Raw genomic sequence first — 26,496 nt, 5'->3', positions numbered from 1 at the left:
TTCTCCCGTGATTAATGCTCGAAACGGGGCTGACGACGGATCTCACCCACATGCTTTTCTAGGTTTGGCCAAGGTTGTTCACCCGCTGCTTGACGCAGATAGGCGGCCAGTGCGGTGATATCTTCATCGCTCAGTGCATCACGGAAACCTGGCATAACAACACCTTTGATGCCTTGATCAGCACGGAAACCATCCAAAATGACGTTAATAAGGTTGGTCGGTTTATCCAAATGTACCGCGGAACCTAACGCTAACAATGGACGTCCTTTGACCAGTTTTTCTTTGCTGTAATGGCAAGATTGGCAAGAAGCGGCGTACAAACGAGCCCCTTCATGGATACGCAGATCCGGTAGTTTTTGTGCTGCAACGGCTTTTTTCAACGCCGGGCTTTGAGCTGGATCGTCGTTAACATTGCCCGCTTGATCAGCAAAGTAAGTGGCGATGGCTTGGATATCATCTTTAGACAATGCCGCTAAACCATCATGGACAACCGGTGCCATTGGGCCGCCTGCACTACCGTGAAAGATTGAGTTACCTGTACTTAGGTATTCAAAGAAATCTTGTTTGCGCCATTTTAATGGTGAGGTGCTTGATGTTGTTAGTGATGGCGCAATCCAACCATCAATCGCAGCGCCACTGTACATTTCATCACGTTTTTCGCCACCAAGAATGTTACGTGGAGTGTGGCATGCACCACAGTGAGCAATCCCTTCGGCGAGGTATGCACCGCGATTCCATTGCTCTGATTTTTGAGGATTGGGTTTAAAATCACTGGTATCAGCAAATAGCAATTTCCAACCCGCTTGTAAGAAGCGAATATTAAGAGGGAACGGAATACCATTCTCTTTTTTCGCTTGCTTTACAGGCTCAACCGACGACATGATATAAGCGTAAATGGCTTGAATATCGTCATCGGTCATTTTGTTGAAATGCTCATACGGAAACGCGGGTAATAAATGACTACCATCGCGGCTTACACCGGTGCGCATCGCACGGCTAAAGGCTTCTTCCGACCAGTTACCGATACCTGTTGTAGGATCCGGTGTGATATTACTGGAATAGATGGTACCGAAACCGGAGTGCATCTCATAGTTGCCCGCGAAAGGTTTACCGCCTGGAGCGGTATGACAAGTACTACAGTAACCTGCCGCCGCGAGTACCTTGCCTTTCGCAATCATGTCTGATGAAAACTTATCCTTGGCTGGTGGCGTTATCGGAGCGATCGATGGATGCCAAGCATAGATGCCAAAGCCTACCAATACGACGACCGCTGCGAATAACACGCTATATAGACCGCGTTTCATATCACATTGCCTCATGTATTTATTCAATTATTTTTATTTGATGGTGGGGTGGATGCCACCATCCTTGATGAACAGTCGCTTAATTATAGAAGCTCTGAACAAGCTGTGGGATGTTACTTATGTTAACGATTAAGTGCGAAGGCGTTAACATTTGAGTAGTGTACCTAGAATATCTTTGATAGTGAAGCGCTTATGACGCGCGGGAAACCATTTTTTATCGTTTGCTAATATACATTTTTAAGCGTTTTTGATGTACATTTTTTTAACAAGAGTGTTTTGTCTAGTCTAAACTTATTCAAATGCCATTAGACTACGATGAGGTTAACTCTAATGACTCTTACCAAAAAACTGCTCATAATTAGTGGGCTAATTGTTGCCGCGCTTGCGTTCATTCAGGCCAGTATTTCTTCTTCGAATATGCTGTATGGAGAAAGCGGTTCTCGGACCATCAGTGAATGGATTAATGAAAAAAAGAATATGGTGTCTGCGTTTGCTGATGCGTTGAACAGAACCGATAGCATCGAGAAAATCACTAGCCAAATTAAAACGATAGATATGGCGGGCGGTTTTGGTTCGGTACTCTATGGCACGAAAGATGGCGATACCTATCGGGCGAAAGGCATCAATACTAAGGCGGGATACGATCCGAGAATTCGACCATGGTATAAAAATGCTATTGATGGGTCAGAGGTGTATCTGAGTGAGCCTTATGTGGGGACATCAAGCGGCATGCTGATTACCACGGTATCAAAGCAAGTGGTGATTGATGGCAAGCCACAAGGGGTCGCAATGGCGACATTACCTCTTGATAAAATCAAAGCGGATATTCTCTCAATCAAGGTACCAGGAAAAGGAGAGGCTTTCTTACTTTCCTCAAGTGGCACCATCATTGCTCATCCCAATCCAGAGCTCGCTAATCAACCTCTACCTAAACTGAGTGAAGACATTACGTCGAGTGAGTTAATCAAGAATGCCAATACAAGCCATTTACTTGACGCCAATATCAATGGCACTCAGTATCTCTTAACCGTTTCTCGCGTCAAAGGAACGAATTGGTACTTGGTGCTAATGAGTCAAAAGAGTGTGTTACTTGAACCCATGAAGCAGCAACTGATGTATCAAGTGACCACTGCCGTTATTATGTTTATCTTGTCCATTATTATCCTTGGGGCGGCTCTTCGGTATATGCTTGCCGATCTCTTTTCTGTGTCGACAGCACTGCATGGTATCGCCAAAGGTGAAGGGGATTTAACGGTACATATTGATACGAAGAGCAATGACGAAGTCGGTGAGCTGGCAAAAAGCTTTAACCTGTTTGTTGAAAAGCTACATGACATTATTTCTACCGTCACTCATATATCACATAAAGTACTCAACCAATCTGAATTGAGTGCGAAAGCGTCAAGTGACAGGCAAGCAAGCATCGCCCACCAACAGAGTGAAATTACCATGGTCGCCACCGCCATGACGGAAATGGCAACCACAACTGGTGAGATTGCCAATATTGCAGAAGAAACCTCGCAAAGTGCGACCAGTACGGTCGAGATCAGTAATAAAGGTAACCGTCTTTCACAAAAAAGTGAGGACTCCATCCATAAACTATCTGAAGAGGTAAAAAGCGCCAGTGAGGTGATTGAAAACCTAAGTCAGCAAGGGGAGAAAATCACAATGATTGCTTCCTCAATTAACGATATTGCTGAACAAACCAATTTATTAGCGCTTAATGCGGCTATTGAAGCCGCTCGGGCGGGAGAGCAAGGGCGTGGTTTTGCTGTTGTTGCTGATGAAGTGCGCTCATTGTCTCAGCGAACTCGAACATCAACAGAAGAGATCAGCCAAATGATCAGTACGCTTCAAGCAACCACGTCTGAGGCGGTGAACGTCATGAATCAGTGTCATCAATTGGCGATTCAAAGCGTTGATGATACCAGTAATGCGGCGGCAAGCTTCAAAGAAATTAAAGCATCAACTGAGTCGATTAATAACATGGCCACCCAGATCGCGACAGCTGCAGAAGAGCAAGCTGTCGTGAGTAAAGAGATTAACGCCAATACTGAGTCCATCAAGGAGATCTCAGATCGTCTCAGTGAAGATTCTGAAGAAGGCGCGGTACAAGCTCAGCAACTCAATGAGATGTCCGCTAACCTCATTGCTCAAGTAGAAAAATTTAAGATTCGGGAATAGCGTTTACACGCTAAATCAATGGCGCCAGCCGAGAAGAGAAAGGGCTATTTGAGTCAGAGAGCGCGGCCTGTGTGGAACCGTCATGGCCAATGAAATATTGGCCATGAGTTGAGTTGCTGATTCACCGCAGCAGTCGATGAGCATGAGTGCGTTTTTGCAAAACGCGGGTCTTTGGTTAGCGCGCTAACGCAGCTTGGTTTTCATTGATGAGCGTCTCGAGGAAATCCGCCACCGCTCTCACTCTGCGTGAGTGGGTTAAATCGGAGTGAATCACTAACCATATCGGCTGGTCACACCCGACGTCATTTTGTACACACATCAGCCCCTTATCTTGCGCCATGAAATGGGGCAAGATGGCCATACCGAGCCCAGCCTCGACGGCAGACATTTGCGCGGACAGGCTGCTGGTGGTTAATCGGCACGGTTTACCTCTTAACGTTTTTTCTAGCCATTGAGCGGCAGGTAAATGCTGCTGAGTTTCAGACCATCCAATAAAATCATCATGTTCGAAAGATTGGCTCGTTGTCTCTGTGGATGTCCTGTTGTGCAGGTAGATTGGCGCCGCGTAAAGACCAAAGCCTAATGTGCCGAGCTTGCGTATGGTCACATTCCCACGCTCAGGTCTCACCATCCGTAACGCAATATCGGCATCACGTCGGTGCAGGTTGACGGTCGATACGCTTGTGACCATTTCGAGTGTTAAATTCGGGTGATCATTGATGAGTTTAGGCATTGCAGGGATGATGAGGTGATCCGCCAATCCTTGCGCTGTGGCGACACGGACATGACCTATGACCTCATCACGATTCGTCTTCGTTGCCTCTCCAAAGGCATAACCGGCTTGTTCCAGAGCTTCTGCGGGGGCAATCAGCTCACGCCCTTCATCGGTTAATGTATAGCCCAGTTGATCCCGAGTGAATAGGCGCATATTGAGCGCTTCTTCTAACCGCTCTAAGCGTCGAGAGGTGGTCGCAATACCCAGTCTTAATGTCTTAGCAGCACGACTGAGGGTGCCTGAGCGTGCAATAGCGAGAAAAATTCTTGCATCATCCCAATGAAAGCGTGCCGGATTGTCTAGTTTTCCATTTTCGGAAACCTGTTTGTGTTTATTATGCATATAAAACTCCATTTTCGGAAAATATACTGAATATCTCCACGTAAACCAAGGAATATGAATCATGAAGAAGCGTAAATTAGGTCACAGCTTGGAAGTCTCTGAGATTGGCTTGGGCTGTATGGGAATGAGTGAATTCTATGGCCCCAGAAATGATGCTGAGTCGAAATCTGTGCTCCACCAGGCGGTTGAGCTTGGCTGTACTTTTCTAGATACCGCAGACACTTACGGGCATTCTCATAACGAGCAGCTGATTGGCGAGTTTCTTAAAGAATGCCGTGCTGATATAAAAATTGCCACCAAATGCGGCATTGTTCGTCGTCCGGGGGAGTATCAACGTGTTATCGACAATAGCCCGGCGTATATTCGCCATGCTTGTGAAAGTTCACTACGCCGCTTAGGGGGGGAATGCATCGACTTATATTATATCCACCGCTTAGACCCCAATGTTGCGATAGAAGATACCGTCTCGGCGCTGTCTCAATTAGTGAAAGAAGGCAAAATTGCCAATATTGGTCTGTCGGAAGTGAGCGCGAATACATTGAGAAAAGCTCACGCGGTGCACCCAATTAGTGCGGTACAAACGGAATATTCGTTGTGGACCCGTGATGTGGAACGAGAAGTCCTTCCTACTTGCCGTGAGTTAGGCATTGGTTTTGTGCCTTATTCGCCATTAGGACGAGGATTCTTAACGGGAAGTATTACGCCTGATAGTGATTTTGTCGGGGAAGATGTTCGACAATCCCTACCAAGATTTACGCCAGATAATCTCGATGCGAATCGTCCGCTCGCCGAGGTTGTGGCAAGTATGGCCCAGAGTAAGTCATGTTCATCGGCGCAAATTGCGTTGGCATGGTTATTAGCACAAGGCCCGGATATTGTTCCGATTCCAGGAACCAAGAAAATGACCCATCTTAAAGACAATTTAGGCGCATCTGCGGTGAATTTAACGGCCGAGGATTTGGCTCATATTGAATCGGCAATGAGTGCTTTTCAGCCCGTAGGGGGACGTTATTCCGCCGAAGGCATGAAGGGGGTGAATGTGTGAAGTATCCATGGGAAATCAAAATTTTTCCATGCATTAAGCCATAAACCTAGCAGTGCGGAGCGGTGACATGCGCTCCGCACTCCACAAAAGGTGCTCGAAATCCATCGGCCATGTCTTGATTAGGCGACTCAAGCCTTATTTAGCTGTGCTTGTCTAGAAATAAAGCGATCCCAAAACCGATGAGAATGGCTCCAGATCCTCTTTCAACAAGATGGATGTACGCTGTTAAGTATTGCTGAACGCGAGGACGGCCAATCACAGTGGCAATCAGTAAATCCCAAAGTAAAACGCTAAGAAACATCCAAACACCACAAGAAATTTGTTGAAGCCCGATTTCAGATAATAAGTGCGACATTCATGGAAATATGTAGAAGAGGAAGCCAACTGCTGAAAGTGGTACGCTCTTCTCGCCAAAGAAACAAGCAGTACTACCATGAATTATCAACAGTTGACCGAAGGCAGAAGATACCAGATTTCTGCTCTTTTGGAACGGGGAATTTCGGTTCCTGAAATAGCTAAAACAGTTCAGTGCCACCGCTCGACGGTATACCGTGAGCTTAAACGCGGTCGGAAGGGAGAGCATTATTGCCCTAACGAAGCCCAGATGTCGTCTACCAAAAAGCGCAAAACAGCACGTAAATACCGAATACCAAAGGAACGTGTCGATTTTATCCGCCTTCTTTTAGAAACAGATTGGAGTCCAGAGCAGATTTCTAATGTATTAACGAAAATTGGTGCATCTGTCAGTCATGAGTGGATCTATCGCTTTGTTGCTCAAGATAAACGCTTGGGCGGTAAGTTATATCGTCACTTGAGACAAGGTCATAAGCGGTATCGCCGAGGTAAACAAGAGAAAGCTCCAGCGATAAAAAATGCCGTTTCGATTGATGATAGACCAAGCATCGTTGACAGTAAGGAGCGGTTTGGTGACTGGGAAATCGACACTGTGCTAGGTAAGCATGGTACAGGTGCAATGGTGACTATTTTAGAGCGTAAGACTCGATTTTACGTGGTAAAGAAAGTGCCATCTAAGTCAGCGGATGATGTCACCAAAGCGACAATAGAGCTACTGAAGCCCTATAAGAAACATGTCCATACCATTACGGCAGATAACGGGCGAGAGTTTGCAGGTCATGAAACCATCGCAAAAGAATTAAAGGCTGATGTGTACTTTGCTCATCCGTACAGTTCTTGGGAGCGTGGTGCTAATGAGAATGCGAACGGTCTTTTAAGGCAATATGTGAAGAAAGGAACCGATCTAACGACAGTGACGGACATCGATATAGAGTTCGCTTTATCGCGGATAAATTACCGTCCGAGAAAGTGTTTAGGCTTCAAGCAGGCAGCCATTATATTTGAGGAGATGGCTTTAGCTTCTTGATATTGGAGAGTGTCGCACTTCGCAGTTGAATTCGGGGCTTACCTATTGTCATGCTCAATGCAGTCTCTTGTAAAAGTTAGGACCGCCGTATAGAACCACGGCAGTATTTGAGTGTGGTTACGACATTCATTTTAAACCTTAGCGTGTTCAGTCAGTCGTAAAGGCACAAATAGCGCATGAATGTGTCGGTGCTATGAATTAATAGACTGGGTGTTGAGAGGCGACTCACAATAATGACAACTTCTCTAGAGAAGATAATTATCCTTATAAAACGACATAAATCGACGCTGTTTTAATATCATAAAATTGGGATTGTTATAATAATTATACGCTTATATCGTTAAAGCAATAATTTATTTGTTATTGGATGTTTATTGATATATTTAGTTTGTTTATTTATTCAGTGTAAATTGAATAAAAAACTATGATTTTGGTTTGTTTTTTTAATTTGAATAAAAAATTAATATAAATGAAATAATGAGTTTCATGGTTTTCATTATTTTGAAAATTTTCAGATTTATCGCATGGATATCCATAAGTATGGGCTATGTGATAGCGCGTGTTATTGAATTTCGTTGCTTTTACTTTAGATGAATAATGAACAAGTTATTATGATAACTATATTAGTTGTTTTGGTGTTTTTTTCGATGAGAATACCAGTTTAATAATTCATTATGTAAATAATTATTCCAGTTTTGACAGGTCATCATTCCATTACTAAAGATTAATGTGTCCGTGTTTGATTCTTTTTTAATTCTGTTTTTACTTTTATTTTTAATTTATCACGCTGGATTGTGATTGATTGCAAAAATATGCACGGTCTTATCTTTGAACTCAGCTTATAGTGGCTGAGTAAGCAAGTGAATGAACGCTTATTTTTATCGGAAAAATTATATTAAACAATAAAAATAAGTACCTAAAAGTGAAAACCCGAATTCAACTGCGAAGTGCGACACTCTCCAATATCAAGAAGCTAAAGCCATCTCCTCAAATATAATGGCTGCCTGCTTGAAGCCTAAACACTTTCTCGGACGGTAATTTATCCGCGATAAAGCGAACTCTATATCTATGTCAGTCACCGTCGTTAAGTCAGTTCCTTTCTTCACATATTGCCTTAAAAGACCGTTCGCATTCTCATTAGCACCACGCTCCCAAGAGCTATAAGGATGAGCAAAGTAGACATCAGCCTCTAATTCTTTTGCGATGGTTTCATGACCTGCAAACTCTCGTCCGTTATCTGCCGTAATGGTATGGACATGGTTCTTATAAGGCATGAGTAGCTCTATGGTGGCTTTGGTAACATCATTCGCTGACTTAGATGGCACTTTCTTTACTACGTAAAATCGTGTCTTACGCTCTAAAATAGTCACCATCGCACCTGTACCATGCTTACCTAGCACGGTGTCGATTTCCCAGTCACCAAACCGCTCCTTACTGTCAACGATGCTTGGTCTATCATCAATCGAAACGGCATTCTTTATCGCTGGCGCTTTCTCTTTTTTACCGCGGCGATAACGCTTGTGTCCTTGCCTCAAGTGGCGATATAACTTACCGCCCATGCGTTTATCTTGTGCGACAAAGCGATAGACCCACTCGTGACTGACAGCGGCCCCAACTTTCGTTAATACATTGGAAATCTGCTCTGGACTCCAATCTGTTTCTAAAAGAAGACGGATAAAATCCACACGCTCCTTTGGTATGCGGTATTTACGCGCTGTTTTGCGCTTTTTGGTAGACGACATCTGGGCTTCGTTAGGGCAATAATGCTCTCCCTTCCGACCGCGTTTAAGCTCACGGTATACCGTCGAGCGGTGGCACTGAACTGTTTTAGCTATTTCAGGAACCGAAATTCCCCGTTCCAAAAGAGCAGAAATCTGGTATCTTCTGCCCTCGGTCAACTGTTGATAATTCATGGTAGTACTGCTTGTTTCTTTGGCGAGAAGAGCGTACCACTTTCAGCAGTTGGCTTCCTCTTCTACATATTTCCATGAATGTCGCACTTATTATCTGAAATCGGGAAAGGAGCAACACATAAGAAAACAGCAAGTTTTCAAAAACGTCCGTTGTAAAAGGAATAAACTCAGTCTTGGTATTAGTTTGGCTTTAGCGATGTTATCTGGCTCTGCTTATGCTGAATGTACTTATGAAGTGCAGAGTGATTGGGGAAGCGGTTTTGTCGTTAACGTCACTGTAAAAAATGACACTTCAAGCGCGGTCTCAGCTTGGAATGTGGGCTGGCAGTACAGTAATGATGCAAAAATCACGAATGCATGGAACGTTGTGCTATCGGGGGATAACCCTTATACCGCCAATAATACTGCTGGTAATGGTAATTTGCAGCCCGGATCGAGTACGACATTTGGCTTCCAAGGCACAGGGTCATCACAAGTTCCAACTTTAACCGGCTCTTTATGTGATACCAGTGGTGGCGGTGATGATGACGGCGGCGATGGCGGTAATGGCGGCGGCGGTGACGATAATGCCGAAGGCAACCAAGTTGTTTTTAGAGTGAATAGTGATGGCCGCATTACAAAAGATGATGTTGTCAAACCTGTTCGCTGTGGATCATGGTTTGGTTTGGAAGGTCGTCATGAGCAGCCAAACGATTCTGTTAACCCAAGTGGCGCTCCAATGGAATTGTATATGGGGAACACCTTCTGGGCGAACAACAGTCAGGGGACCGGACGAACCATTCAACAAACCATGGATGAAATTAAAGCCAAAGGCATTAACCTAATTCGTTTACCGATTGCACCACAAACCTTGGATCCGGACGACCCTCAAGGTCAACCTCGTGTGTTTAAAAACCACCCATCGGTACGTGCTACCAGCGCGCGTCAGGCACTGGAAGACTTCATCAAACTTGCTGACAAAAATGACATCGATATCCTGTTAGATATTCACTCATGCTCGAACTATCTTGGTTGGCGTGCTGGACGTTTGGATGCAACCCCACCTTATGCAGATGCCAATCGTGATAACTACATCTACAAACGTGAAGACTACTCTTGTGGTACCGACGTTGGTCCGGGTGTCAATGTTCAGGAATACAACGAACAGAAATGGCTGGACGATCTTCGTCAATTGGCACGTTTCGCGGACGAGTTGAAAGTGAATAACATCCTTGGGATTGATATTTTCAACGAACCGTGGGACTACACATGGACAGATTGGAAAACGTTGGCTGAACATGCCTATCAAGCCATTAATGAAGAAAACAAAAATGTCTTGGTTTGGGTTGAAGGGATCAGTGGTGGCACTTCCGCTGGCGAATCAAGTCCGCATGGTGATGAAGCAACCAATCCAAACTGGGGTGAGAACTTCTACTCTATGGCGACAGCACCACTCGATATTCCAAAAGATCGTTTAGTGATTTCACCACACGCTTACGGACCGTCGGTTTCTGTACAGAAACAGTTTATGGACCCTGCACAACCTGAGTGTGCTGGCTTGTCTGAAGAAGAAGCGGCTGAAGCAAAATGTAACATTGTGATTAACCCAGAGCTGCTCAGAACCGGTTGGGAAGAGCACTTTGGTTACCTCAAAGATGAAGGCTATGCGGTTGTGATCGGTGAATTTGGTGGTCACTATGATTGGCCAGAGTCTGGTGCCGTTCGTATTCAAGACTTGTGGGGTTACCTACCTCGTTCTGATTATGATAAAAAATGGCAAAATAGCTTTGTTGATTACATGTCAGACAAAGGAATTGAAGCCTGTTACTGGAGCATTAACCCAGAATCAGACGATACCGGTGGTTTGTACAGTCACGCCTACGATGCCCGCACCAATACATCCGGTTGGGGGGAATGGACTGGCTTTGAAACTGAAAAATGGGAAATGTTACAACGGTTGTGGGATTCAAACCCAGCCATAGCGAAGTAATGATTCATCGTTAATCGCAGATTATAGTGAAGGTCGCTCCGTAAGGTCGCCTTCACTATTTTTTTGTCATACCGACAACGCGATGATGCTCTGATGGCCGATCTTCGCTGCGGCTGCCACTCTGAAACGATCTGTTCTCCAACTTGTAAGATGTGTGTCATCCCCTGTGCCCAAAACCCATTGTTGTTGCTATCGAAGCATGACACTCATTGACGCAATAAATTGCTATCCTCGACAAATTCGACCTCATCACCTCGACAGGTTAAGCACGCTTATGTCATGGTGGACTGCATAGAATCTAAGCAAAACAATGTTATGACGTGTTCGAAACCTTGTTGATTGAGCGGTATGAACGACGTTGTCGCGCTGGATTTACCAAGCCATTTGGCTTGAGTCTTTCTGCTAACCTACGTGATTAAGGTGAAAGTGCTATGGATAACCATTATCAACATCGTGCCAACGAGTTGTTGGCTCACATGTCTCTCAGTGACAAGCTCGATCTGCTTTCCGGTCCGGGGATGGATCTCACCAATTACTCGGGCAATCCAGCCATCAATCTAGACGCTGAATTGGCCGTCGAAGGCGTGGCTGGCTATATCAATGGCGTGAATAATGAAGCGGTGAATATTCCAGCGATTAAACTGGCTGATGGCCCGGCGGGGTTACGTATTGCGCCAACAAGAGAAGGGACGGATGCCACCTTTTATGCCACCAGTTGGCCGATTGGCTCCTTACTGGCATCTAGTTGGGATACGCAGTTAGTCGAAGAAGTGGGAAAAGCGGCGGGCGATGAAGTTAAACGCTACGGTGTCGATTTTCTGTTAGCGCCGGGCATGAATATTCAGCGCAATCCTCTGGCGGGACGCAATTTTGAATATTACTCTGAAGATCCTATTGTGTCCGGTGAGATGGCCGTCGCCATGGTCAAGGGCATTCAGTCGAATGGAGTGGGAGCGACGATTAAACATTTTGTCGCTAATAATGCGGAAACCAACCGGTTTTTCAGTGATTCACAAGTCTCTCCTCGGGCATTGCGCGAAATATATTTACGTGGTTTCCAAATTGCCGTGACGGAAGCTCAGCCTTGGGCGGTAATGACCTCTTATAACAAGTTAAATGGCGCTTATACTGGACATCGTCACGATCTCTTAACCGAGGTTTTGCGTGGTGAGTGGGGCTTTAAAGGCTTTGTGATGTCCGATTGGTTTGCAAGTAACGTCAGCGGATTAGCGACCGATTTTAGTCACTATGCGACTGAACCGGATCATCAGTCTGCTGCTCTGCAAATTAAAGCCGGTAACGATTTAATTGAACCGGGTGGCCTGAAGGCTGACTTGCAGGCGTCGTTTGATTGTGGCGAGTTAAGCGAGGCGGACATTGATCGGAGTGTGGTGGCGATTCTCATGCAGATTCAGAAAACGCCTTCGTTCAAGCAGCTGACTTATCACAATGATCCGGATTTAAATGCTCATGGGAAACTGGCTCGCCAAGCGGCGGCGGAAAGTATGGTATTGCTCAAAAATACTGATCAGGCTCTGCCTTATTCCGCTGGAGCGACGCTTGCGTCGTTTGGCACGGTACAGATCAATACGTTAAAGGGAGGAACGGGCAGTGGGGAAGTCAATTCTCAACAGGTCATAACGATTGCACAAGGGTTAGAGGATACCTTCCAACTCAATCAGTCTGTCATGCAATATTACCAAGAATATTGGCAGGAAAATCAATACGAGAAACAGGCGCTATTAGGGAAATACCCATTCGCTGATGAACCTCCAGTGGCGGATAATACCGTATTACAACGCTTGATTCGTGACGCAGCGCAACATGATCATGCCGCGGTCATTACGATTGGTCGTCAAGCTGGTGAAGGAGAAGATCGTACGGCGACACGTGGCGATTACCTGCTCAGCGCTCATGAATTAGCGTTAATTGAGGCGGTGTCTGAAGCGTTTCATCAGGTGAATAAAACCGTCACTGTGATTCTCAATGTCAACGGTGTGGTCGATACGTATGAGTGGCAAGATAAAGTCGATGGCATTCTCATGGCCTATATGGGGGGACAACAAACCGGATACGCGGTAGCGGATCTTTTGTCGGGCAAAGTGACCCCGAGTGGCAAGCTGGCGCAAACCATTCCGATGGCCTATCAGGACGTGCCGTCAGCACCGACGTTCCCAGGTGAAAAAGACAAGCAAAATCCAACCATGACTCAGGTTGATTACCATGAGGATATACTGGTCGGCTATCGCTATTACAGTACGAAGAAAAACCCGTTGCGTATCCATTTGGATTTGGTTTGTCTTATACGGATTTTCAGTATGACGATGTGGCAATCACTCATAACAGCTTAAATAGTAAAGAGGGACGGGCAGAACTCACGCTGAGCCACCATCACGAACTGGGAAAATGGCCGGCAAAGATGTGGTGCAATTGTATGTGGCGGCGCCACAAACCCCGTTAGGAGCCCCCGCTTATGAGCTTAAAGCCTTTACAAAACGGCGCAGCTCAGCGCGGTGAACGTTGCACTGTCACGATGAGTGTGACGCAACAACGATTAGCAAGCTTTAATCCTGAGCGGAATGTTTGGGTGCTAGTGGCGGGAGACTATCATGTGTATGTCGCCCCATCGTCGGATCTGTCTGAGGTAACAGCGTTAACCGTGCACATCGAGCACGATATCGTGGTAGAACACACGACAAAAGGTGCGCTGACCTAAGAGCACTCAGCCAGTCGATGGCAGGCACACATCCGATTAGGGCGGCGGGTCAGCGGCCCTTTTCATTGATGGTATTGTGCGGCCTGTTATCACATGGCCGATGTCGTCGCATCGACACTCACTTAAATGATGATCAATGAGGAGCATCCATTGGATTCACTGACACAAATTGCGCTAGGTAGTGCGGTTTCTTATGCGATCTTGGGGAAGTCGCTCGGGCGTAAATCGCTATTGGTGGGAGCGGCATTTGGCACGTTACCAGACTTGGATGTGTTGATTAATTTTGGCGGTGACATAGAGAATTTCGTTTATCACCGTAGCTTTAGTCATTCATTATTGATACAGCTTTTACTAAGCCCGCTATTGGCTTGGCTGTTAATGAGGATGGATTGGGCGAAAAGCGTGTCGCTGACACGTTGGTCACTTGCCATTTTTGCCATTTTAAGTACGCATGCTTTACTTGATAGCTTTACGGTTTATGGCACTCAATTGCTCTGGCCAGTGTCGACGTATCCGTTTAGTACCTCGAGCATTTTTATTATCGACCCTATTTATACTGTCCCTTTGCTACTGTCGTGTATTGCCCTATGCTTTGCTCGGATGCAGTCCTATGCGCGCTACCTCATACGGGGGCTTTACTCATCAGTTCGCTGTATTTGGTGTGGGGGCTTGCCGCGAAATGGTCGATCAACGATAAAATTCATCAGGCACTAGACGCGCAAGACATTCGGTATACACATTATGTCAGTACGCCAACCTTATTTAATACGATATTGTGGCGCGCTGTTGCGGTTACAGACCAAGGTCACTATGAAATCTATGCGTCGCTGTTTGATACGCCCGCTGACGTCGATATACAGTTTTATCCAACCGATAATGCGTTGTTAGCTCAGCTAAAAGACAGCCACCGAGTTAAGTTACTGCAATGGTTTACCAAAGGGATTTATGGTGTGTATCAACAAAATAATCAAGTTATTTTGAGTGATTTAAGATGGGATTGGAAGGGTATTATACGTTTTTCATTTGTGGTTGCTGAGCAACATCGACAACACTTCACTCTCGGTTCTTATCACAAAATCAGCCATGGTTTTCCACAAGAAAACTGCAACGGATTTGGTCACGTATCACCGATCCGAGTGTCGATTTATCAAACGCAACTCCTCCTCATTTTGAGTCACAATAAGTACTGGCGTATTCATGATGCAAACTCAACCGAACATCATTCTTGGTGTGATTTTAAATGTGATTGGCTCTGCTTGTTTTGCGTTAATGTTTGCTTATACGCCGTGGTTAAGCGCACTCAATGGCGAAGAAATCTATGGATGGCGCGTGACATTGACGCTGCCGTTATTGACGGTTTTTATCGTCATGAAGGGCTATTGGCCTCAGGTCGTTGATATCTGGACAAGGATTAAACGCGATCCCTATTTTCTGTTCTCCCGTTGCTATCCGCCTTGTTAATCGGTATTCAAATTTGGCTGTTCTTATGGGGGCCGGTCAATAATTACGCACTGGCTGTGTCTTTGGGGTATTTTATTATGCCGATGACCATGGTGTTGGTCGGGCAGTTTGCCTTCAAAGACCGTATGTCTCGCTTTCAAAAATGGGCTTGCTTATTGGCGTTAGTGGGTCACTAATCAATTAGTGATATCGCAAACCCTCAGTTGGCCAACATTGGTGGTGTGCTTGGGGTATCCTCTCTATTTTTGGATTCGAGTTAAAACCCGTACCAATCATATTGGTGGTATGTGGTTTGATACCATGCTGAGTCTCCCGGTGAGTATGTTTTTCATCGTGCGAAGTGGTGATGTAATACAAACATTGACCACTCATGGGGATTTAATATGGCTGATCGTTGGTTTAGGCGTGATAAGTACCTTAGCGCTGGCGTTTCAGTCTTTATCGGCCCCCTCACCTTAATCTCAGCTTATTTGGTTTACTGGTGTATGTTGAGCCGTTTTTATTAACATGGGTGGCGATATTACTCGGCGAAACCATTGCACCAAGTGAGTGGCCGACTTACCTTGCCATATTCTCAGCGGTGTTTGTGTTGATGATTGAAGGCATACTCAGGATGAGGCGCCCAAGAGTTTCATTAACTCATACGCTCGTTAACTTGACTCACTTTGTGCGTACACCCCCAGCGTAAATGGCGCTCGGCATCGATGGTTAATGAGGTGTGGTCAAACGTGACCTGTTTCACCATTCACTTGCAGATCGCGACGGCCAGTACACGGGGCATGCACATCGTGCTGTTGCCACCAAGTATTAAACTCCGGCGATACTTTCTTTAATTCATCCACTAACTCTCGGATATCTGCTTCCTGATTGGCTCGGGCATAGTCGCGACGAAAACTCGACAGGATACGAGGCGCTTGCTGCTCCCAACCGACAAACCGCTCACGTAAATTCGGGTCGGTAAATAGCATCCATAGTAGCGTCGTTCCACTGAGTCGAACTGAAACAGTCGTTAAACGCGAGTACTTGAGTACATAAGCAGGGTGTTGCGGTAGGTCATTCATAAGGCGGAGAATGAGCGGTGGCACCACACAAAAGGTTTTGGCGGGATCGGCCGGTGGGCGTTCATGAGCGAGCAAAAATGGGCGTTCATTCGCTCAAGGTTAGCCTGGGCTGAGACGAGCAACTTAACGTATTCGACACTTTTGCGTCGGCGGGCTATAGCCCTACATCAGTGGGCTGCAGTCGTTCGCGACGAGATCGTAAAAACGTCGCGAGCTCTTCGCGGGTTCGTTGCATGGTACGCATAGTGTTTCCTTCTCGTGCTATGACTATTAGTAATAGTATAAAGTGTTAATTGTAACAGTTTTATTGGTCGGTAGAATGAGTTTTTTATCACGTTGGACGTAAAATGAACACTCACTCTCATCAAGTCTGTTACGCCAATAGTCACATTGAACGGGCTCCGTGGCGCGGACTGTATGTGTTATTGCTAGCAGGGTTTATGACGATTTTCGATTTGTTTGTCGTTAATGTTGCCATCCCGAGTATGCAAAGGGATCTGCAGGCAAATTTTTCGCAAATCGGGCTTATTGTTGCAGGCTACGAGCTTGCTTTTGGGAGCTTGCTGATTACGGGCGGTCGACTGGGCGATATATTCGGACGCCGTCGTTTGTTCGTTATTGGTATGGCGGGCTTTACTGTGGCCTCACTGTGCTGTGGTGTCGCTCCGAGTGCGACGTTGCTGGTTGGAGCAAGAGTGTTACAAGGCTTCGCTGCGGCCTTAGTGTTCCCTCAGGTCTACGCGTTGATCCGCGTGAATTTTAAGGGGATGATAGTCGCCGAGCCTTTGGTTTACTCGGCATGACGTTGGGATTAGCGGCGATTGCCGCACAAGTTTTCGGTGGCTGGTTAGTGCAGGGCAATGTCTTCGGGCTTGGTTGGCGCAGTATCTTCTTGATCAATTTACCTATCGGTTTGCTGGCGATGATCGCCGCCCGTTTTATTCCGGAATCTTATGCGCAAACACGTCCGAATTTAGATTGGTTAGGGGTGCTTTTGGTGAGTATTGGGCTCTCATTATTACTGGTGCCTCTGCTGGAAGGCCCCGATTTGCATTGGCCTGTGTGGTGCTTTGCCGCGCTGATAGGGCAGGCCTGATATTTGGTACTCTTTTATTATCAGCAAGAGCATTATCGGCGAGCAGGGTTACTGCCGCTGGTGGACATGTCCTTATTATTTCAGACGCGGTTTGCTTTGGGGGTTGTGTTGGTGTTGCTGGTGTATTCCACATCCAGCTCATTTTTCTTAAGTTTTGCCTTGCTTGTACAAACCGGGCTCGGTCTGGATCCCTTCATTGCTGGTAGTATTTTTGCGCCATGTAGTGTGGGGTTTGTGATGGCTTCACTCGTCGCGCCCAAATGGGTCAAACAATGGCACACTCAGGCTATCGTGGTAGGCGCCATGCTTTATGCCTTGTCAATCGGTCTATTAATCATTCAGGTTGCCCTTGCTGGCTCAGCATTAGTCGCTGTTCATCTGATTCCTGTTTTGGTTGTCATTGGGTTTGGTCAGGGACTGATTATGACGCCATTATTGAATCTGGTCTTGGGATTTGTGCCGACTTATCAGGCCGGCATGGCTTCTGGTGTTGTTTCTACGGTACAACAAGTTGGCGCGGCATTAGGGGTGGCGGTCATTGGCATTTTGTTTAATTACGCACTATCAACCGCGCCCGATGGCACTGGATTAGCAGGGCAGTATGCCTCCGCGTTTGTTTCGGGAATGCTGTATAACTTTGGCGCGGCGCTTTTGGTGTGTGTGCTGTTAATGCGCGTGGTTTCTGCGGCTCGCGCGGATTGAGGGCGAGGTAGAGAACACGTGTTTGAGATTAAAGCGCTGTCTGGTGACGGCGTTTTTTGCTTTGTGAAAGTATTATGAATTCTTCATCCTTCTTAAGTTTAATTTAAGTTTCTATTTATACTATAAAGAGCACAACACGTTGCTATTGAGGTTTTATGAGTATAAATAATGTCTTACGTCAAGTTGACCATTACCGTCGTCAGAGAATGTCGCTACTTGAACCGATGTTATACAAGGCATTGGGCAATGATACCTATCGTCGTGCCGAGCTTATTCCGGCCTCACACGTACAAACGATTTTAATTGTTCGTAATAATAAGCGAATCGGTAACATGTTTTTTTCTGTTGCCATTTGTCAAACAAATGCGAGCTGCCTACCCACATGCGCATATTACCCTGCTATTGTCTCAGCCTTGGCAAGGACAAATATTTGAAGAGATTGGTATCGATAATATCGTGTACTCGCACTTTTCAGCAGGCAAGTTATGGTCTTTTTATAAACAAATGCAACAGTTGAAGACGCAAGTGTTTGATTTATTAGTGACGTCATATTCTTCTTCTGAAGACAGTTTGATCGCGTCGATGATTCCAGCCAGAAATAAAGTGGCCTCGGATCATCCAGGACGAAATAGCGCCTTTACCCATGTATTTAATAACGCTACGGCTGAAAAACATAGCGCGTTCCATAAGCTGTTTTTAGTCGAGCGTTTAACAAAGCAAAAGTTAAATCGCGCAAGCCATGAAATGGCCTTCACCGTGCAGGAGTTATCGGAAGGGATCGTTGCAAAGCACGCGCTATGTCAAGATAAAGAGCTGACGATCGCCTTCTTTAGAGGGGCTCGTGGAGCAAAGAAATTGAGTGATAAGACATGGCACGGGATTCTCGATACCCTTCAAACTTACAGTTCTGTGCCTATTCAGTGGGTTGAAATACTCAGTCCTGATATCCAGACACCGCTGATTGCCAATGGTTTAACCTATCAAAACAATAATATACGCGTTCTGGGGAGTTTTCTGAAAAACACCACGGCGTTTTTATCGTGCGATACTGGTCCATTACACCTAGCGGATGCCGCGGGTGCCAAATGTATTGGTTTGTTTACTCATACCTGTCCTAAGAAATATGGCGTGTTAGGGCAAGACAGTATTAACGTTGAGGATATTCACTCTCTGGAAATGAAAGCGTATTTAACTCGCTTGTCTCGGCCTTCTTCATTCACTCACTAAATCTAGCACATTTACGAACGCAAAAAATGGACGCCTTCTCAACCGAGAAGGCGTCCATTTTATTGTAGGGCTAGTGGGCAACGAGTAGCCAGAGAAGTGTCCCCCAAACCATGAGGGACATAATAATGCTCAGCGTGACACACGCTGAGCCGATGTTTTTTGCGACCTTAGATAAGGGGTGGAATTCTAATCCGATTCGATCCACGACGGCCTCGATGGCACTATTGACCATCTCGGCAAACAACACAAACATCATCGAAAGCACAATAAAGACCACTTGTAGGAGAGAAAACGGTAACAGACAGGCAATCACAACAAGCGGTACGAAGATCATTAACTCTTGTTGAAAGGCTGCCTCATTTTTCACTAGCCACTTCACACCGTTGTAGCTGTGTACAAACGTATAGGCAATACGGCGCAATCCTGTACGTTTATAATCGGTTCATTGTTCATTTGAATACGGCTCGTTTTCATCCTGTTATTGCGCCGACTGACGGCAGTTGGCGGTGAGATCTAACGTTGGATCCTTATCGGCTGTTTTCACACCATATAATCCCAGTAAGGTATGAAATACGTTGTCGTGACTGACTGGCTGATGTAAGGCCTTTTGTTTTAAACAGGCGAGGTTGAACTGTTTTTGTTGTGCGTATTGCTTAGGTAACCACAGTAACCAAGGCACGGTAGTTTGCTCTTTAGGGGCAATCGCGTAGGGCGTTCCATGCAAATATAAGCCGTTTTCACCCAATGATTCACCATGGTCGGAGATATAAATCATGGCCACGTTGTAATCGGATGCATTCTCTTTTAAGAGGGTAATCACACGTGAAAGAATGTAATCGGTATAGATCAAGGTATTGTCGTAGACATTGGTAATTTCTTGATCGGTGCAGTTTTCAATATCACTGCGATTACACGCCGGTTTAAACCGTGCATCTTGATCGGGGTAACGTTGCCAATAGGTTGGACCATGGCTACCGATGGAATGCAAAACCAAAAACTTATTGGTATGGTCTTGCTGAATGAACTGTTTGGCATCAGCAAACATTTCCGCGTCATAGCAGGTCGAGCCATTACAATTCTTATCTTTTTTCTCTGCGTTAATTTTTATCAGTGTCGTGTGTTTCGCGACGCCTTTATCACCGCCATCGTTATCGATCCATAGCGTTTTGACGCCACTTTTGGCAATAATATCCACAGCGTTATCACGCGCATTTGCTTTGGCTTTATTGTAATGCTGGCGTGTCATATTAGAGAACATGCACGGCACAGAAAGCGCGGTATAGGTGCCACAAGAAGACACGTGTTGAAAAGAGATTAAGCCTAGGTTTTTGGTATAAGGGTTGGTCTCGCGCGCATAACCATTTTGATGGAAGTTCATACCGCGTGCGGTTTCACCGAGTACAAACACCATTAGCGTTGGTTTTCCATTGGGGGCTGGCGTTAATGTCGCATCTTGCCCTAAATGCGTGTACTTCAACGGTGTTGTCAGGTAGTTCTTTTGTATATATCGAAACGTATTGTAAACATGGGCAGGAATGATCATTTGGCTGAGGTAGTGGTTGTTTCGACCAACCGACGCATAATCTTTATACGTCGTTAAGGCGATCACAATAATACCTACGGCGCCAATCAAAACGACCATCAAGCGGTGAGCGATCTCTTTTAGCCATGACGAATGGTAACGAAAGCGTACCATGGCAATCAGAATGGATGGCACAACGCCCAAGGCAATGACGAATAAGATAGAAGGAGCATTGACATAAAACGACACTTCGGACGTATTGGTTTCAAACACATTTTCCATCATGTCAGTACTAAACAAGACATGATAGGTTTCTGCGGCAAATAAGGCGATCGCTGACGTTAATGTCAGTATGATCATGATCGGCTTGATCAAATACGGAATCGCTAAAACAGAAAAAATAATCAGGAACGCACAAAATAACAGTAGCGGCGCGGTATAAGGAAACCAGACATCGGATACATTGTTACTGAGTTCAAAAATTTTACTCACCACAGGGTGATTGAGTACCAAAGCAAAGTAGGCTGACATAAGTACAATGAAGGTCGGTACTTTCATCTGCATACGCGCTGCAAATTTGTTGAGTGTCGTTGTAAACATAATGACTACCAATTGAGGGTAAAGTCAGTACTGTATGGTGATTAACTTAAGTTTTACTTAAGAATCTTAAGCAAACGTCATTTCCTGTTTTCTGTGCGTTTCAAGAGCTTTCGTCCCTCAACGCCCTACTGACCCGTCATTATGAATCTTCTTCATGCTGAACATTAAGTAATAACATTATTCTTTATATGTCGATCCGGTTATAAAAATAGTCAGGACATAACATTAGAACGGATGATGATCGCTTTTCGCTCGATTTTTTGCGTCAGTCTTCGATGCAATAGCAAAGCGGCATATCACCTTTTACCTCAGACAATTGGATATCGGATCGCTATGAAGACAGAATTTGCATTTAACATTAGAAGCATCACTCTCGATGAGAACTATCATCCAGCCGCGAATACGCGTACGACCACTAATTTTGCGAACTTAGCACGTGGAGAACATCGCCAGAAGAATTTGCGTAGTGCTTTAGATATGATCGACGCACGCTTCAATGAATTAGCAACGTGGGATAATCCCAATGGTGATCGCTATAGTGTGGAGCTGGAAATTATTTCAGCAGATATGGATTTGGAGGGATGCAGCGAAGTATTCCCGTCGATTGAAGTGTTGAAAACCTACATTGTCGATCGCAAGACCAATCAGCGTCTGGAAGGTATCGTCGGGAATAATTTTTCTTCTTATGTGCGTGATTACGATTTCAGTGTGTTATTGCCAGAGTATAACAAGAATAAAGAGACGTTCAGTATCCCAGAAGACTTTGGGGTATTGCATGGACGAATCTTCCAGTCATTGGTGAATTCGGATGTGTATAAAGACAACTTTTCAAAACGTCCAGTGATTTGCTTGAGTGTGTCTGACAGTAAAGTTTACCAACGCACCGACAATCATCACCCGGTATTAGGTTTTGAGTATGAGCCGAATGAATCATCATTGACTGAGCAGTATTTTAAGAAAATGGGCTTACAAGTGCGTTACTTTAAGCCTAAAAACAGCAAAGCACCGTTCGCGTTTTACTTTTTTGGTGATTTGCTGAATGACTATACTAATTTAGAGCTGATTAGCACGATCAGTACGATGGAAACTTTCCAACGCATCTATCGTCCTGAGATTTATAACGCCCATGCGGAAGCTGGCGAGCGTTATCAGCCGAATTTAAACAACCCCGAACATTCGCTTACCGATATTGTTTACGACCGTGAAGAGCGTAGCCAGTTGGCCATCGAGCAAGGCAAGTTTGTGGAAGCAAACTTCATTCAACCTTATCGGGAGTTTCTGCAACAGTCCGTGGCGAACTACGCTTAATCATTCACTCACATTGACAGTGGCTTATATTATGAAGAAATTATTTCCGACCTCAACCGCGGGCAGTTTGCCCAAGCCCACTTGGCTTGCCCAGCCCGAAGTTCTGTGGTCACCGTGGAAACTGGACGGCCAAGAATTGATTGATGGCAAACAGGACGCGCTACGTATTGGGTTACAAGAGCAACAAAGAGCGGGCATTGATATTGTGAGTGATGGTGAACAAACCCGTCAGCACTTTGTGACCACATTTATTGAACACCTTAATGGGGTCGATTTTGAACATCGTCAAACGGTGAAAATTCGCAACCGTTATGACGCCAGTGTCCCTTCTGTGGTAGGAGAAGTCTCTCGGCAAAAGCCGGTGTTTGTGGAAGATGCCAAGTTTTTACGACAGCAAACGGATCAACCGATCAAATGGGCACTGCCTGGGCCAATGACCATGGTCGACACGTTATACGATGGACATTATAAAAGCCGGGAAAAATTGGCGTGGGAATTTGCTAAAATTCTCAATCAAGAAGCGAAGGAGTTAGAGGCAGCTGGCGTCGATATCATTCAATTTGATGAGCCCGCCTTTAATGTCTTTTTTGATGAGGTCAATGAGTGGGGGATAGCGACTCTGGAAAGAGCGATCGAAGGGCTAACATGCGAGACCGCGGTCCACATTTGTTATGGCTACGGCATCAAAGCCAACACAGATTGGAAAAAAACTTTGGGTGAGGAATGGCGTCAATACGAAGCCGTGTTCCCGAAACTACAGCAATCGAACATCGATATTATTTCACTTGAATGCCACCACTCGCATGTCCCCATGGAATTAATGGAGTTGGTACGCGGTAAAAAAATCATGGTGGGCGCAATCGATGTGGCCACCGATGAAATAGAAACCCCAGAAGAGGTGGCCGCAACGCTACGAGAAGCCCTGAAGTATGTGGACGTCGATAAATTGTACCCATGTACGAACTGTGGCATGGCACCGTTGTCTCGCCATGTTGCCCGCGAAAAAATGCGCGCGTTACATGCCGGTGTCGAGATACTGCGAAGAGAATTTGCCGCTTAAATAAGGCTATCACATTGGCGATGCCCCATCGTCGTCAATGTGCTCTCGTGGTGGGCTGTCTCCAGTTGATACGCATGTCATCATAGTCTTATCAGTCATTGCTTAGCAAAGTGTTACTTCTCTCTCATAAATGGAGTGCTCAGCGAGCTGAATCAACAAAGCGATACCTTTTACTCATTTAGCCTGTTATGATTTTCACCAAATAGTCGGGGGGCCAGTACAGATTCTGTATAGGCTGAGATCGAAGTTCGAGACCCGCTGAACCTGATTCAGTTAACACTGGCGTAGGGAACTATTTGCACTTTGACTCTCACTGAGATTTTTCTGTTCGCGTTTGCGAGTCCGATCTCCGATCCCTTCGAGCATAGCCAAAGGCAGTTCCTATACGTCTGTAATAGGAGCAACCATGGCCACATCTACACCGCAACACCGACAGGATACACGCCAACACTCAATCCCCGTTGTACTGACGATCGCTGGATCCGACAGTGGTGGCGGGGCCGGCATTCAAGCTGATATTAAGACCTTATCCGCCACTGGCAGCTTTGCGTGTTCAGTCATTGCGGCCATCACCTCGCAAAATACGCAAGGCGTCTTCGCCATTTTTCCCATTCCAGTCGACCATATTGCTAGCCAGCTCGATGCGGTGTTTCTCGATTTGAACATTGTGGCGGTCAAAATTGGCATGTTGGCGGATGCCGATATCATCGACGTTGTCGCGGAGAAAATACGACAATACCAGCCCAAGCACGTGGTGCTTGATCCTGTCATGGTGTCCACTAGCGGCCACTTATTGTTGGCGCAAACAGCGCTGAATACTCTCAAAGAGAGGCTCATTCCTTTAGCGGATATTATTACCCCCAACTTACCCGAAGGTGCTGCCTTGACGGGGCAACCTATTCCGCAAACAGAAGAGCAAATGAATGACATGGTGGCTCATTTACGCACACTGGGCGCCAAAGCCATCTTGCTAAAAGGGGGTCACTTAGACGCGGATGAGAACTGCAACGACTTATTGATTCTTCCTCAATCGGTACAACGTTTTACCGCAAAACGGGTGCTGACATCTAACACGCATGGTACGGGCTGCACGTTGTCGTCGGCTATCGCTTCCTATCTTGCTCAAGGAAATGACTTACGCCAAGCGGTCATGCTGAGTAAGCAATACCTCTCTCAAGCCATTGCTCACGCTGATGAATTGCAGGTAGGGCAAGGGCATGGGCCGGTTCATCATTTTTTTGCAGGACATGACGATGTGCGCTAATGCTTTTGGTCTGGAATTAATGAACGCCAGCCTGCACTACAACGACAGTCAAGATTGGATTTTTCATAACCTGAATATGCGTATTCCTGCTCAGCAATGGACCGTCATTTTAGGACGGAGCGGTAGCGGGAAAACCACCTTATTACGCTACCTCGCTGGACTATTAGATAAGCAAGTCCAATGGCACGGACAAGTGCATAGGGTCGATGCTCACTGCTCGACCGACATTGATGGGGTGCATGGACACATTGCCTATATGGCACAGCAGGATTTACTGCTGCCATGGCTCAACGTGCTCGATAACGTCGGTTTAAGTACGCGTTTTTCGACGCGCGAGATGGCCAAGCAAGAGACATCACGGGCGATGGCGTTACTGACTCAAGTCGGGTTGGCTGATTGTGCTTACGCCATGCCTGCTCAGCTTTCCGGTGGGATGCGTCAGCGTGTGGCGCTCGCAAGAACGTTAATGCAAGACAAGCCTTTGGTCTTGATGGACGAGCCTTTTTCGGCACTCGATGCGGTGACACGACATAAGCTGCAGACGTTATCCGCTTCGTTGTTAAAAGATAAGACTGTGGTACTGATCACGCATGATCCCCAAGAAGCGGTGCGTTTGGCTGAGCAATTGTATGTGTTCTATGGCACGCCAGCACGGGCGGAACCACTGAGCGTACCAGCCGCTGCGCCACCGCGAATCATAGATGGCGAATGCGCCGCTTTACAGCAAGCGATATTGCAACAGTTGGAGAAAGATGATGAGTGATATGACGTTACATAACACCATTGCCCAGCGCTTAACAAAAAAAGAGCGCCTGACACATCCGGCGGTTCGGTTTGCCATAAGCCTTGGGGTTATTCTCAGTCTTTGGCAGCTCGTCGTCGTGGTCTTTGCTATGCCCAGTTTCATTTTGCCATCGCCGGTGGCGGTCTTTGAGCGTTTAATCGTGCGTCATGCTGTCTTGCTAAAAAATACGTGGATTACCGCGCAAGAGATGGTGTTGGGGCTGGGCATGGGGTTAGCGATGGGGTTACTGTTCGCGCTGCTGATGCTGTTGTTTACCCCGCTTAAACGATGGCTGCTCCCCATTCTTATCGCCAGCCAAGCCATTCCCGTCTTTGCTATGGCGCCAGTGCTCATGTTGTGGCTGGGCTATGGCATTGCCTCAAAGGTCGTTATTTCCGCGATCATCCTGTTTTTTCCCGTGACCACATGTTGTTACGACGGATTACGTAATACCCCAACTGGTTATCTCGACTTGGCCAAAACCATGGGAGCTTCAAAATGGCAATTATTACGAGAGATTCAATTACCCGCATCGTTGCCGACACTCGCCTCAGGGGTGCGCGTGGCGGTTGTGATGGCACCAATTGGCGCGGTGGTTGGCGAGTGGGTCGGATCCAGTGGTGGGTTGGGGTATCTCATGATCCAAGCCAATGCTCGGATGATCATTGATGAGATGTTCGCAGCATTATGTATTTTGGCCGTGTTATCGGTGACTTTGTATTTTGTGACAGACACGTTATTGAAAAAATGGATCCCTTGGGAAAACCAATAAAAATCGGATA

General features: G+C 46.0%; 26 protein-coding genes and 1 riboswitch. Of the genes, 19 read left to right on the top strand and 7 right to left on the bottom strand.

What is annotated here, in order from left to right:
- Window positions 1-11 precede the first annotated feature (11 nt).
- Window positions 12-1,304, bottom strand: coding sequence for a c-type cytochrome (locus EAE30_RS15215; RefSeq protein WP_123016677.1), 1,293 nt, complete (start codon window positions 1,302-1,304; stop codon window positions 12-14).
- Between the two features lie 330 nt (window positions 1,305-1,634).
- Here EAE30_RS15215 and EAE30_RS15210 point away from each other — a divergent pair, with 330 nt between their 5' ends.
- Complete coding sequence (locus EAE30_RS15210; protein WP_164711878.1) at window positions 1,635-3,488, top strand: methyl-accepting chemotaxis protein; 1,854 nt, start codon at window positions 1,635-1,637, stop codon at window positions 3,486-3,488.
- Window positions 3,489-3,663: 175 nt separating this feature from the next.
- Here the strand turns inward: EAE30_RS15210 and EAE30_RS15205 are convergent, their stop codons facing one another.
- Entirely contained in the window at window positions 3,664-4,605 is a 942-nt protein-coding gene (locus EAE30_RS15205) for a LysR family transcriptional regulator (protein ID WP_123016675.1), read from the bottom strand.
- A gap of 61 nt (window positions 4,606-4,666) precedes the next feature.
- Between EAE30_RS15205 and EAE30_RS15200 the strand changes: the two genes are divergently transcribed.
- On the top strand, window positions 4,667-5,650 hold the full coding sequence (locus tag EAE30_RS15200) for an aldo/keto reductase (RefSeq protein ID WP_199287067.1): 984 nt from the start codon (window positions 4,667-4,669) through the stop codon (window positions 5,648-5,650).
- A gap of 139 nt (window positions 5,651-5,789) precedes the next feature.
- Here the strand turns inward: EAE30_RS15200 and EAE30_RS15195 are convergent, their stop codons facing one another.
- Window positions 5,790-5,951 (bottom strand): hypothetical protein, encoded by a 162-nt coding sequence (locus EAE30_RS15195; RefSeq protein ID WP_199287066.1) that lies wholly within the window; start codon window positions 5,949-5,951, stop codon window positions 5,790-5,792.
- 132 nt (window positions 5,952-6,083) lie between these two features.
- On the opposite strand from EAE30_RS15195, the gene EAE30_RS15190 reads away from it, so the two are divergent.
- Window positions 6,084-7,031, top strand: a complete 948-nt coding sequence (locus tag EAE30_RS15190; RefSeq protein ID WP_123014135.1) for an IS30 family transposase — start codon at window positions 6,084-6,086, stop codon at window positions 7,029-7,031.
- A gap of 965 nt (window positions 7,032-7,996) precedes the next feature.
- On the opposite strand, the gene EAE30_RS15185 is transcribed toward EAE30_RS15190, so the two are convergent.
- Entirely contained in the window at window positions 7,997-8,944 is a 948-nt protein-coding gene (locus EAE30_RS15185) for an IS30 family transposase (protein ID WP_123016673.1), read from the bottom strand.
- 184 nt (window positions 8,945-9,128) lie between these two features.
- On the opposite strand from EAE30_RS15185, the gene EAE30_RS15180 reads away from it, so the two are divergent.
- The 7 genes from EAE30_RS15180 to EAE30_RS19065 all read left to right on the top strand — a co-directional run bounded on the left by EAE30_RS15180 (window position 9,129) and on the right by EAE30_RS19065 (window position 15,266).
- Window positions 9,129-10,913 (top strand): cellulase family glycosylhydrolase, encoded by a 1,785-nt coding sequence (locus EAE30_RS15180; RefSeq protein WP_199287065.1) that lies wholly within the window; start codon window positions 9,129-9,131, stop codon window positions 10,911-10,913.
- A gap of 431 nt (window positions 10,914-11,344) precedes the next feature.
- Window positions 11,345-13,264, top strand: coding sequence for a glycoside hydrolase family 3 protein (locus EAE30_RS15175; RefSeq protein WP_241967682.1), 1,920 nt, complete (start codon window positions 11,345-11,347; stop codon window positions 13,262-13,264).
- A 55-nt stretch (window positions 13,265-13,319) separates the two neighbouring features.
- On the top strand, window positions 13,320-13,430 hold the full coding sequence (locus EAE30_RS19265) for a fibronectin type III-like domain-contianing protein (protein ID WP_338419007.1): 111 nt from the start codon (window positions 13,320-13,322) through the stop codon (window positions 13,428-13,430).
- Window positions 13,387-13,629, top strand: a complete 243-nt coding sequence (locus tag EAE30_RS19075) for a fibronectin type III-like domain-contianing protein (protein ID WP_241967680.1) — start codon at window positions 13,387-13,389, stop codon at window positions 13,627-13,629. Before EAE30_RS19265 ends, EAE30_RS19075 begins: the two co-directional genes overlap by 44 nt.
- A gap of 150 nt (window positions 13,630-13,779) precedes the next feature.
- Entirely contained in the window at window positions 13,780-14,343 is a 564-nt protein-coding gene (locus EAE30_RS18900) for a metal-dependent hydrolase (RefSeq protein ID WP_199287064.1), read from the top strand.
- Entirely contained in the window at window positions 14,289-15,026 is a 738-nt protein-coding gene (locus EAE30_RS19070; RefSeq protein ID WP_241967679.1) for a hypothetical protein, read from the top strand. Before EAE30_RS18900 ends, EAE30_RS19070 begins: the two co-directional genes overlap by 55 nt.
- 57 nt (window positions 15,027-15,083) lie before the next feature.
- Window positions 15,084-15,266, top strand: a complete 183-nt coding sequence (locus EAE30_RS19065; RefSeq protein ID WP_241967678.1) for a hypothetical protein — start codon at window positions 15,084-15,086, stop codon at window positions 15,264-15,266.
- A gap of 546 nt (window positions 15,267-15,812) precedes the next feature.
- On the opposite strand, the gene EAE30_RS18895 is transcribed toward EAE30_RS19065, so the two are convergent.
- Window positions 15,813-16,226: an MmyB family transcriptional regulator gene (locus EAE30_RS18895; protein ID WP_199287063.1), complete on the bottom strand. Its 414-nt coding sequence runs from the start codon at window positions 16,224-16,226 to the stop codon at window positions 15,813-15,815.
- 272 nt (window positions 16,227-16,498) lie between these two features.
- On the opposite strand from EAE30_RS18895, the gene EAE30_RS18890 reads away from it, so the two are divergent.
- From EAE30_RS18890 to EAE30_RS15150, 4 genes are all read left to right on the top strand, one after another.
- Window positions 16,499-16,954: an MFS transporter gene (locus tag EAE30_RS18890; RefSeq protein WP_199287062.1), complete on the top strand. Its 456-nt coding sequence runs from the start codon at window positions 16,499-16,501 to the stop codon at window positions 16,952-16,954.
- A complete protein-coding gene (locus tag EAE30_RS18885; RefSeq protein WP_199287061.1) occupies window positions 16,951-17,247 on the top strand; it encodes a hypothetical protein in 297 nt (98 codons plus the stop codon). Before EAE30_RS18890 ends, EAE30_RS18885 begins: the two co-directional genes overlap by 4 nt.
- A 3-nt stretch (window positions 17,248-17,250) precedes the next feature.
- Window positions 17,251-17,949: an MFS transporter gene (locus EAE30_RS18880; RefSeq protein WP_199287060.1), complete on the top strand. Its 699-nt coding sequence runs from the start codon at window positions 17,251-17,253 to the stop codon at window positions 17,947-17,949.
- A 363-nt stretch (window positions 17,950-18,312) separates the two neighbouring features.
- The gene (locus EAE30_RS15150) at window positions 18,313-19,176 is read left to right on the top strand and encodes a glycosyltransferase family 9 protein (RefSeq protein WP_123016671.1); all 864 of its coding nucleotides are present in this window, start codon (window positions 18,313-18,315) and stop codon (window positions 19,174-19,176) included.
- Between the two features lie 70 nt (window positions 19,177-19,246).
- On the opposite strand, the gene EAE30_RS15145 is transcribed toward EAE30_RS15150, so the two are convergent.
- The gene (locus tag EAE30_RS15145) at window positions 19,247-19,597 is read right to left on the bottom strand and encodes a diacylglycerol kinase (RefSeq protein WP_123016670.1); all 351 of its coding nucleotides are present in this window, start codon (window positions 19,595-19,597) and stop codon (window positions 19,247-19,249) included.
- A gap of 57 nt (window positions 19,598-19,654) precedes the next feature.
- A complete protein-coding gene (locus EAE30_RS15140; RefSeq protein ID WP_123016669.1) occupies window positions 19,655-21,298 on the bottom strand; it encodes a phosphoethanolamine transferase in 1,644 nt (547 codons plus the stop codon).
- Between the two features lie 333 nt (window positions 21,299-21,631).
- Here EAE30_RS15140 and EAE30_RS15135 point away from each other — a divergent pair, with 333 nt between their 5' ends.
- The 5 genes from EAE30_RS15135 to EAE30_RS15115 all read left to right on the top strand — a co-directional run bounded on the left by EAE30_RS15135 (window position 21,632) and on the right by EAE30_RS15115 (window position 26,486).
- The gene (locus EAE30_RS15135) at window positions 21,632-22,606 is read left to right on the top strand and encodes a putative oxygenase MesX (RefSeq protein ID WP_123016668.1); all 975 of its coding nucleotides are present in this window, start codon (window positions 21,632-21,634) and stop codon (window positions 22,604-22,606) included.
- 31 nt (window positions 22,607-22,637) lie between these two features.
- Window positions 22,638-23,666: a methionine synthase gene (locus EAE30_RS15130; RefSeq protein WP_123016667.1), complete on the top strand. Its 1,029-nt coding sequence runs from the start codon at window positions 22,638-22,640 to the stop codon at window positions 23,664-23,666.
- A 197-nt stretch (window positions 23,667-23,863) separates the two neighbouring features.
- Window positions 23,864-23,974, top strand: a riboswitch (TPP riboswitch).
- 98 nt (window positions 23,975-24,072) lie between these two features.
- Window positions 24,073-24,930, top strand: coding sequence for a bifunctional hydroxymethylpyrimidine kinase/phosphomethylpyrimidine kinase (thiD, locus tag EAE30_RS15125; protein ID WP_123016666.1), 858 nt, complete (start codon window positions 24,073-24,075; stop codon window positions 24,928-24,930).
- Window positions 24,920-25,693, top strand: coding sequence for an ABC transporter ATP-binding protein (locus EAE30_RS15120; RefSeq protein ID WP_123016665.1), 774 nt, complete (start codon window positions 24,920-24,922; stop codon window positions 25,691-25,693). Before thiD ends, EAE30_RS15120 begins: the two co-directional genes overlap by 11 nt.
- Entirely contained in the window at window positions 25,686-26,486 is an 801-nt protein-coding gene (locus EAE30_RS15115; protein WP_123016664.1) for an ABC transporter permease, read from the top strand. Before EAE30_RS15120 ends, EAE30_RS15115 begins: the two co-directional genes overlap by 8 nt.
- The last annotated feature ends 10 nt before the right edge of the window (window positions 26,487-26,496 follow it).

It is taken from the genome of Vibrio zhugei (assembly GCF_003716875.1).
GTDB classification, from domain to species: Bacteria; Pseudomonadota; Gammaproteobacteria; order Enterobacterales; family Vibrionaceae; genus Vibrio; species Vibrio zhugei.
This window is presented reverse-complemented; position numbering and strand designations above follow the sequence as displayed.

Excerpts from the sequence above, each read along its gene's own strand:
- EAE30_RS15215 (WP_123016677.1), bottom strand. The coding sequence starts at position 1,304 with ATGAAACGCGGTCTATATAGCGTGTTATTCGCAGCGGTCGTCGTATTG.
- EAE30_RS15210 (WP_164711878.1), top strand. The coding sequence starts at position 1,635 with ATGACTCTTACCAAAAAACTGCTCATAATTAGTGGGCTAATTGTTGCC.
- EAE30_RS15205 (WP_123016675.1), bottom strand. The coding sequence starts at position 4,605 with ATGCATAATAAACACAAACAGGTTTCCGAAAATGGAAAACTAGACAAT.
- EAE30_RS15200 (WP_199287067.1), top strand. The coding sequence starts at position 4,667 with ATGAAGAAGCGTAAATTAGGTCACAGCTTGGAAGTCTCTGAGATTGGC.
- EAE30_RS15195 (WP_199287066.1), bottom strand. The coding sequence starts at position 5,951 with ATGTTTCTTAGCGTTTTACTTTGGGATTTACTGATTGCCACTGTGATT.
- EAE30_RS15190 (WP_123014135.1), top strand. The coding sequence starts at position 6,084 with ATGAATTATCAACAGTTGACCGAAGGCAGAAGATACCAGATTTCTGCT.
- EAE30_RS15185 (WP_123016673.1), bottom strand. The coding sequence starts at position 8,944 with ATGAATTATCAACAGTTGACCGAGGGCAGAAGATACCAGATTTCTGCT.
- EAE30_RS15175 (WP_241967682.1), top strand. The coding sequence starts at position 11,345 with ATGGATAACCATTATCAACATCGTGCCAACGAGTTGTTGGCTCACATG.
- EAE30_RS19265 (WP_338419007.1), top strand. The coding sequence starts at position 13,320 with ATGGCCGGCAAAGATGTGGTGCAATTGTATGTGGCGGCGCCACAAACC.
- EAE30_RS19075 (WP_241967680.1), top strand. The coding sequence starts at position 13,387 with ATGAGCTTAAAGCCTTTACAAAACGGCGCAGCTCAGCGCGGTGAACGT.
- EAE30_RS18890 (WP_199287062.1), top strand. The coding sequence starts at position 16,499 with ATGAACACTCACTCTCATCAAGTCTGTTACGCCAATAGTCACATTGAA.
- EAE30_RS18885 (WP_199287061.1), top strand. The coding sequence starts at position 16,951 with ATGACGTTGGGATTAGCGGCGATTGCCGCACAAGTTTTCGGTGGCTGG.
- EAE30_RS15150 (WP_123016671.1), top strand. The coding sequence starts at position 18,313 with ATGCGAGCTGCCTACCCACATGCGCATATTACCCTGCTATTGTCTCAG.
- EAE30_RS15140 (WP_123016669.1), bottom strand. The coding sequence starts at position 21,298 with ATGTTTACAACGACACTCAACAAATTTGCAGCGCGTATGCAGATGAAA.
- EAE30_RS15135 (WP_123016668.1), top strand. The coding sequence starts at position 21,632 with ATGAAGACAGAATTTGCATTTAACATTAGAAGCATCACTCTCGATGAG.
- EAE30_RS15130 (WP_123016667.1), top strand. The coding sequence starts at position 22,638 with ATGAAGAAATTATTTCCGACCTCAACCGCGGGCAGTTTGCCCAAGCCC.
- thiD (WP_123016666.1), top strand. The coding sequence starts at position 24,073 with ATGGCCACATCTACACCGCAACACCGACAGGATACACGCCAACACTCA.
- EAE30_RS15120 (WP_123016665.1), top strand. The coding sequence starts at position 24,920 with ATGTGCGCTAATGCTTTTGGTCTGGAATTAATGAACGCCAGCCTGCAC.
- EAE30_RS15115 (WP_123016664.1), top strand. The coding sequence starts at position 25,686 with ATGAGTGATATGACGTTACATAACACCATTGCCCAGCGCTTAACAAAA.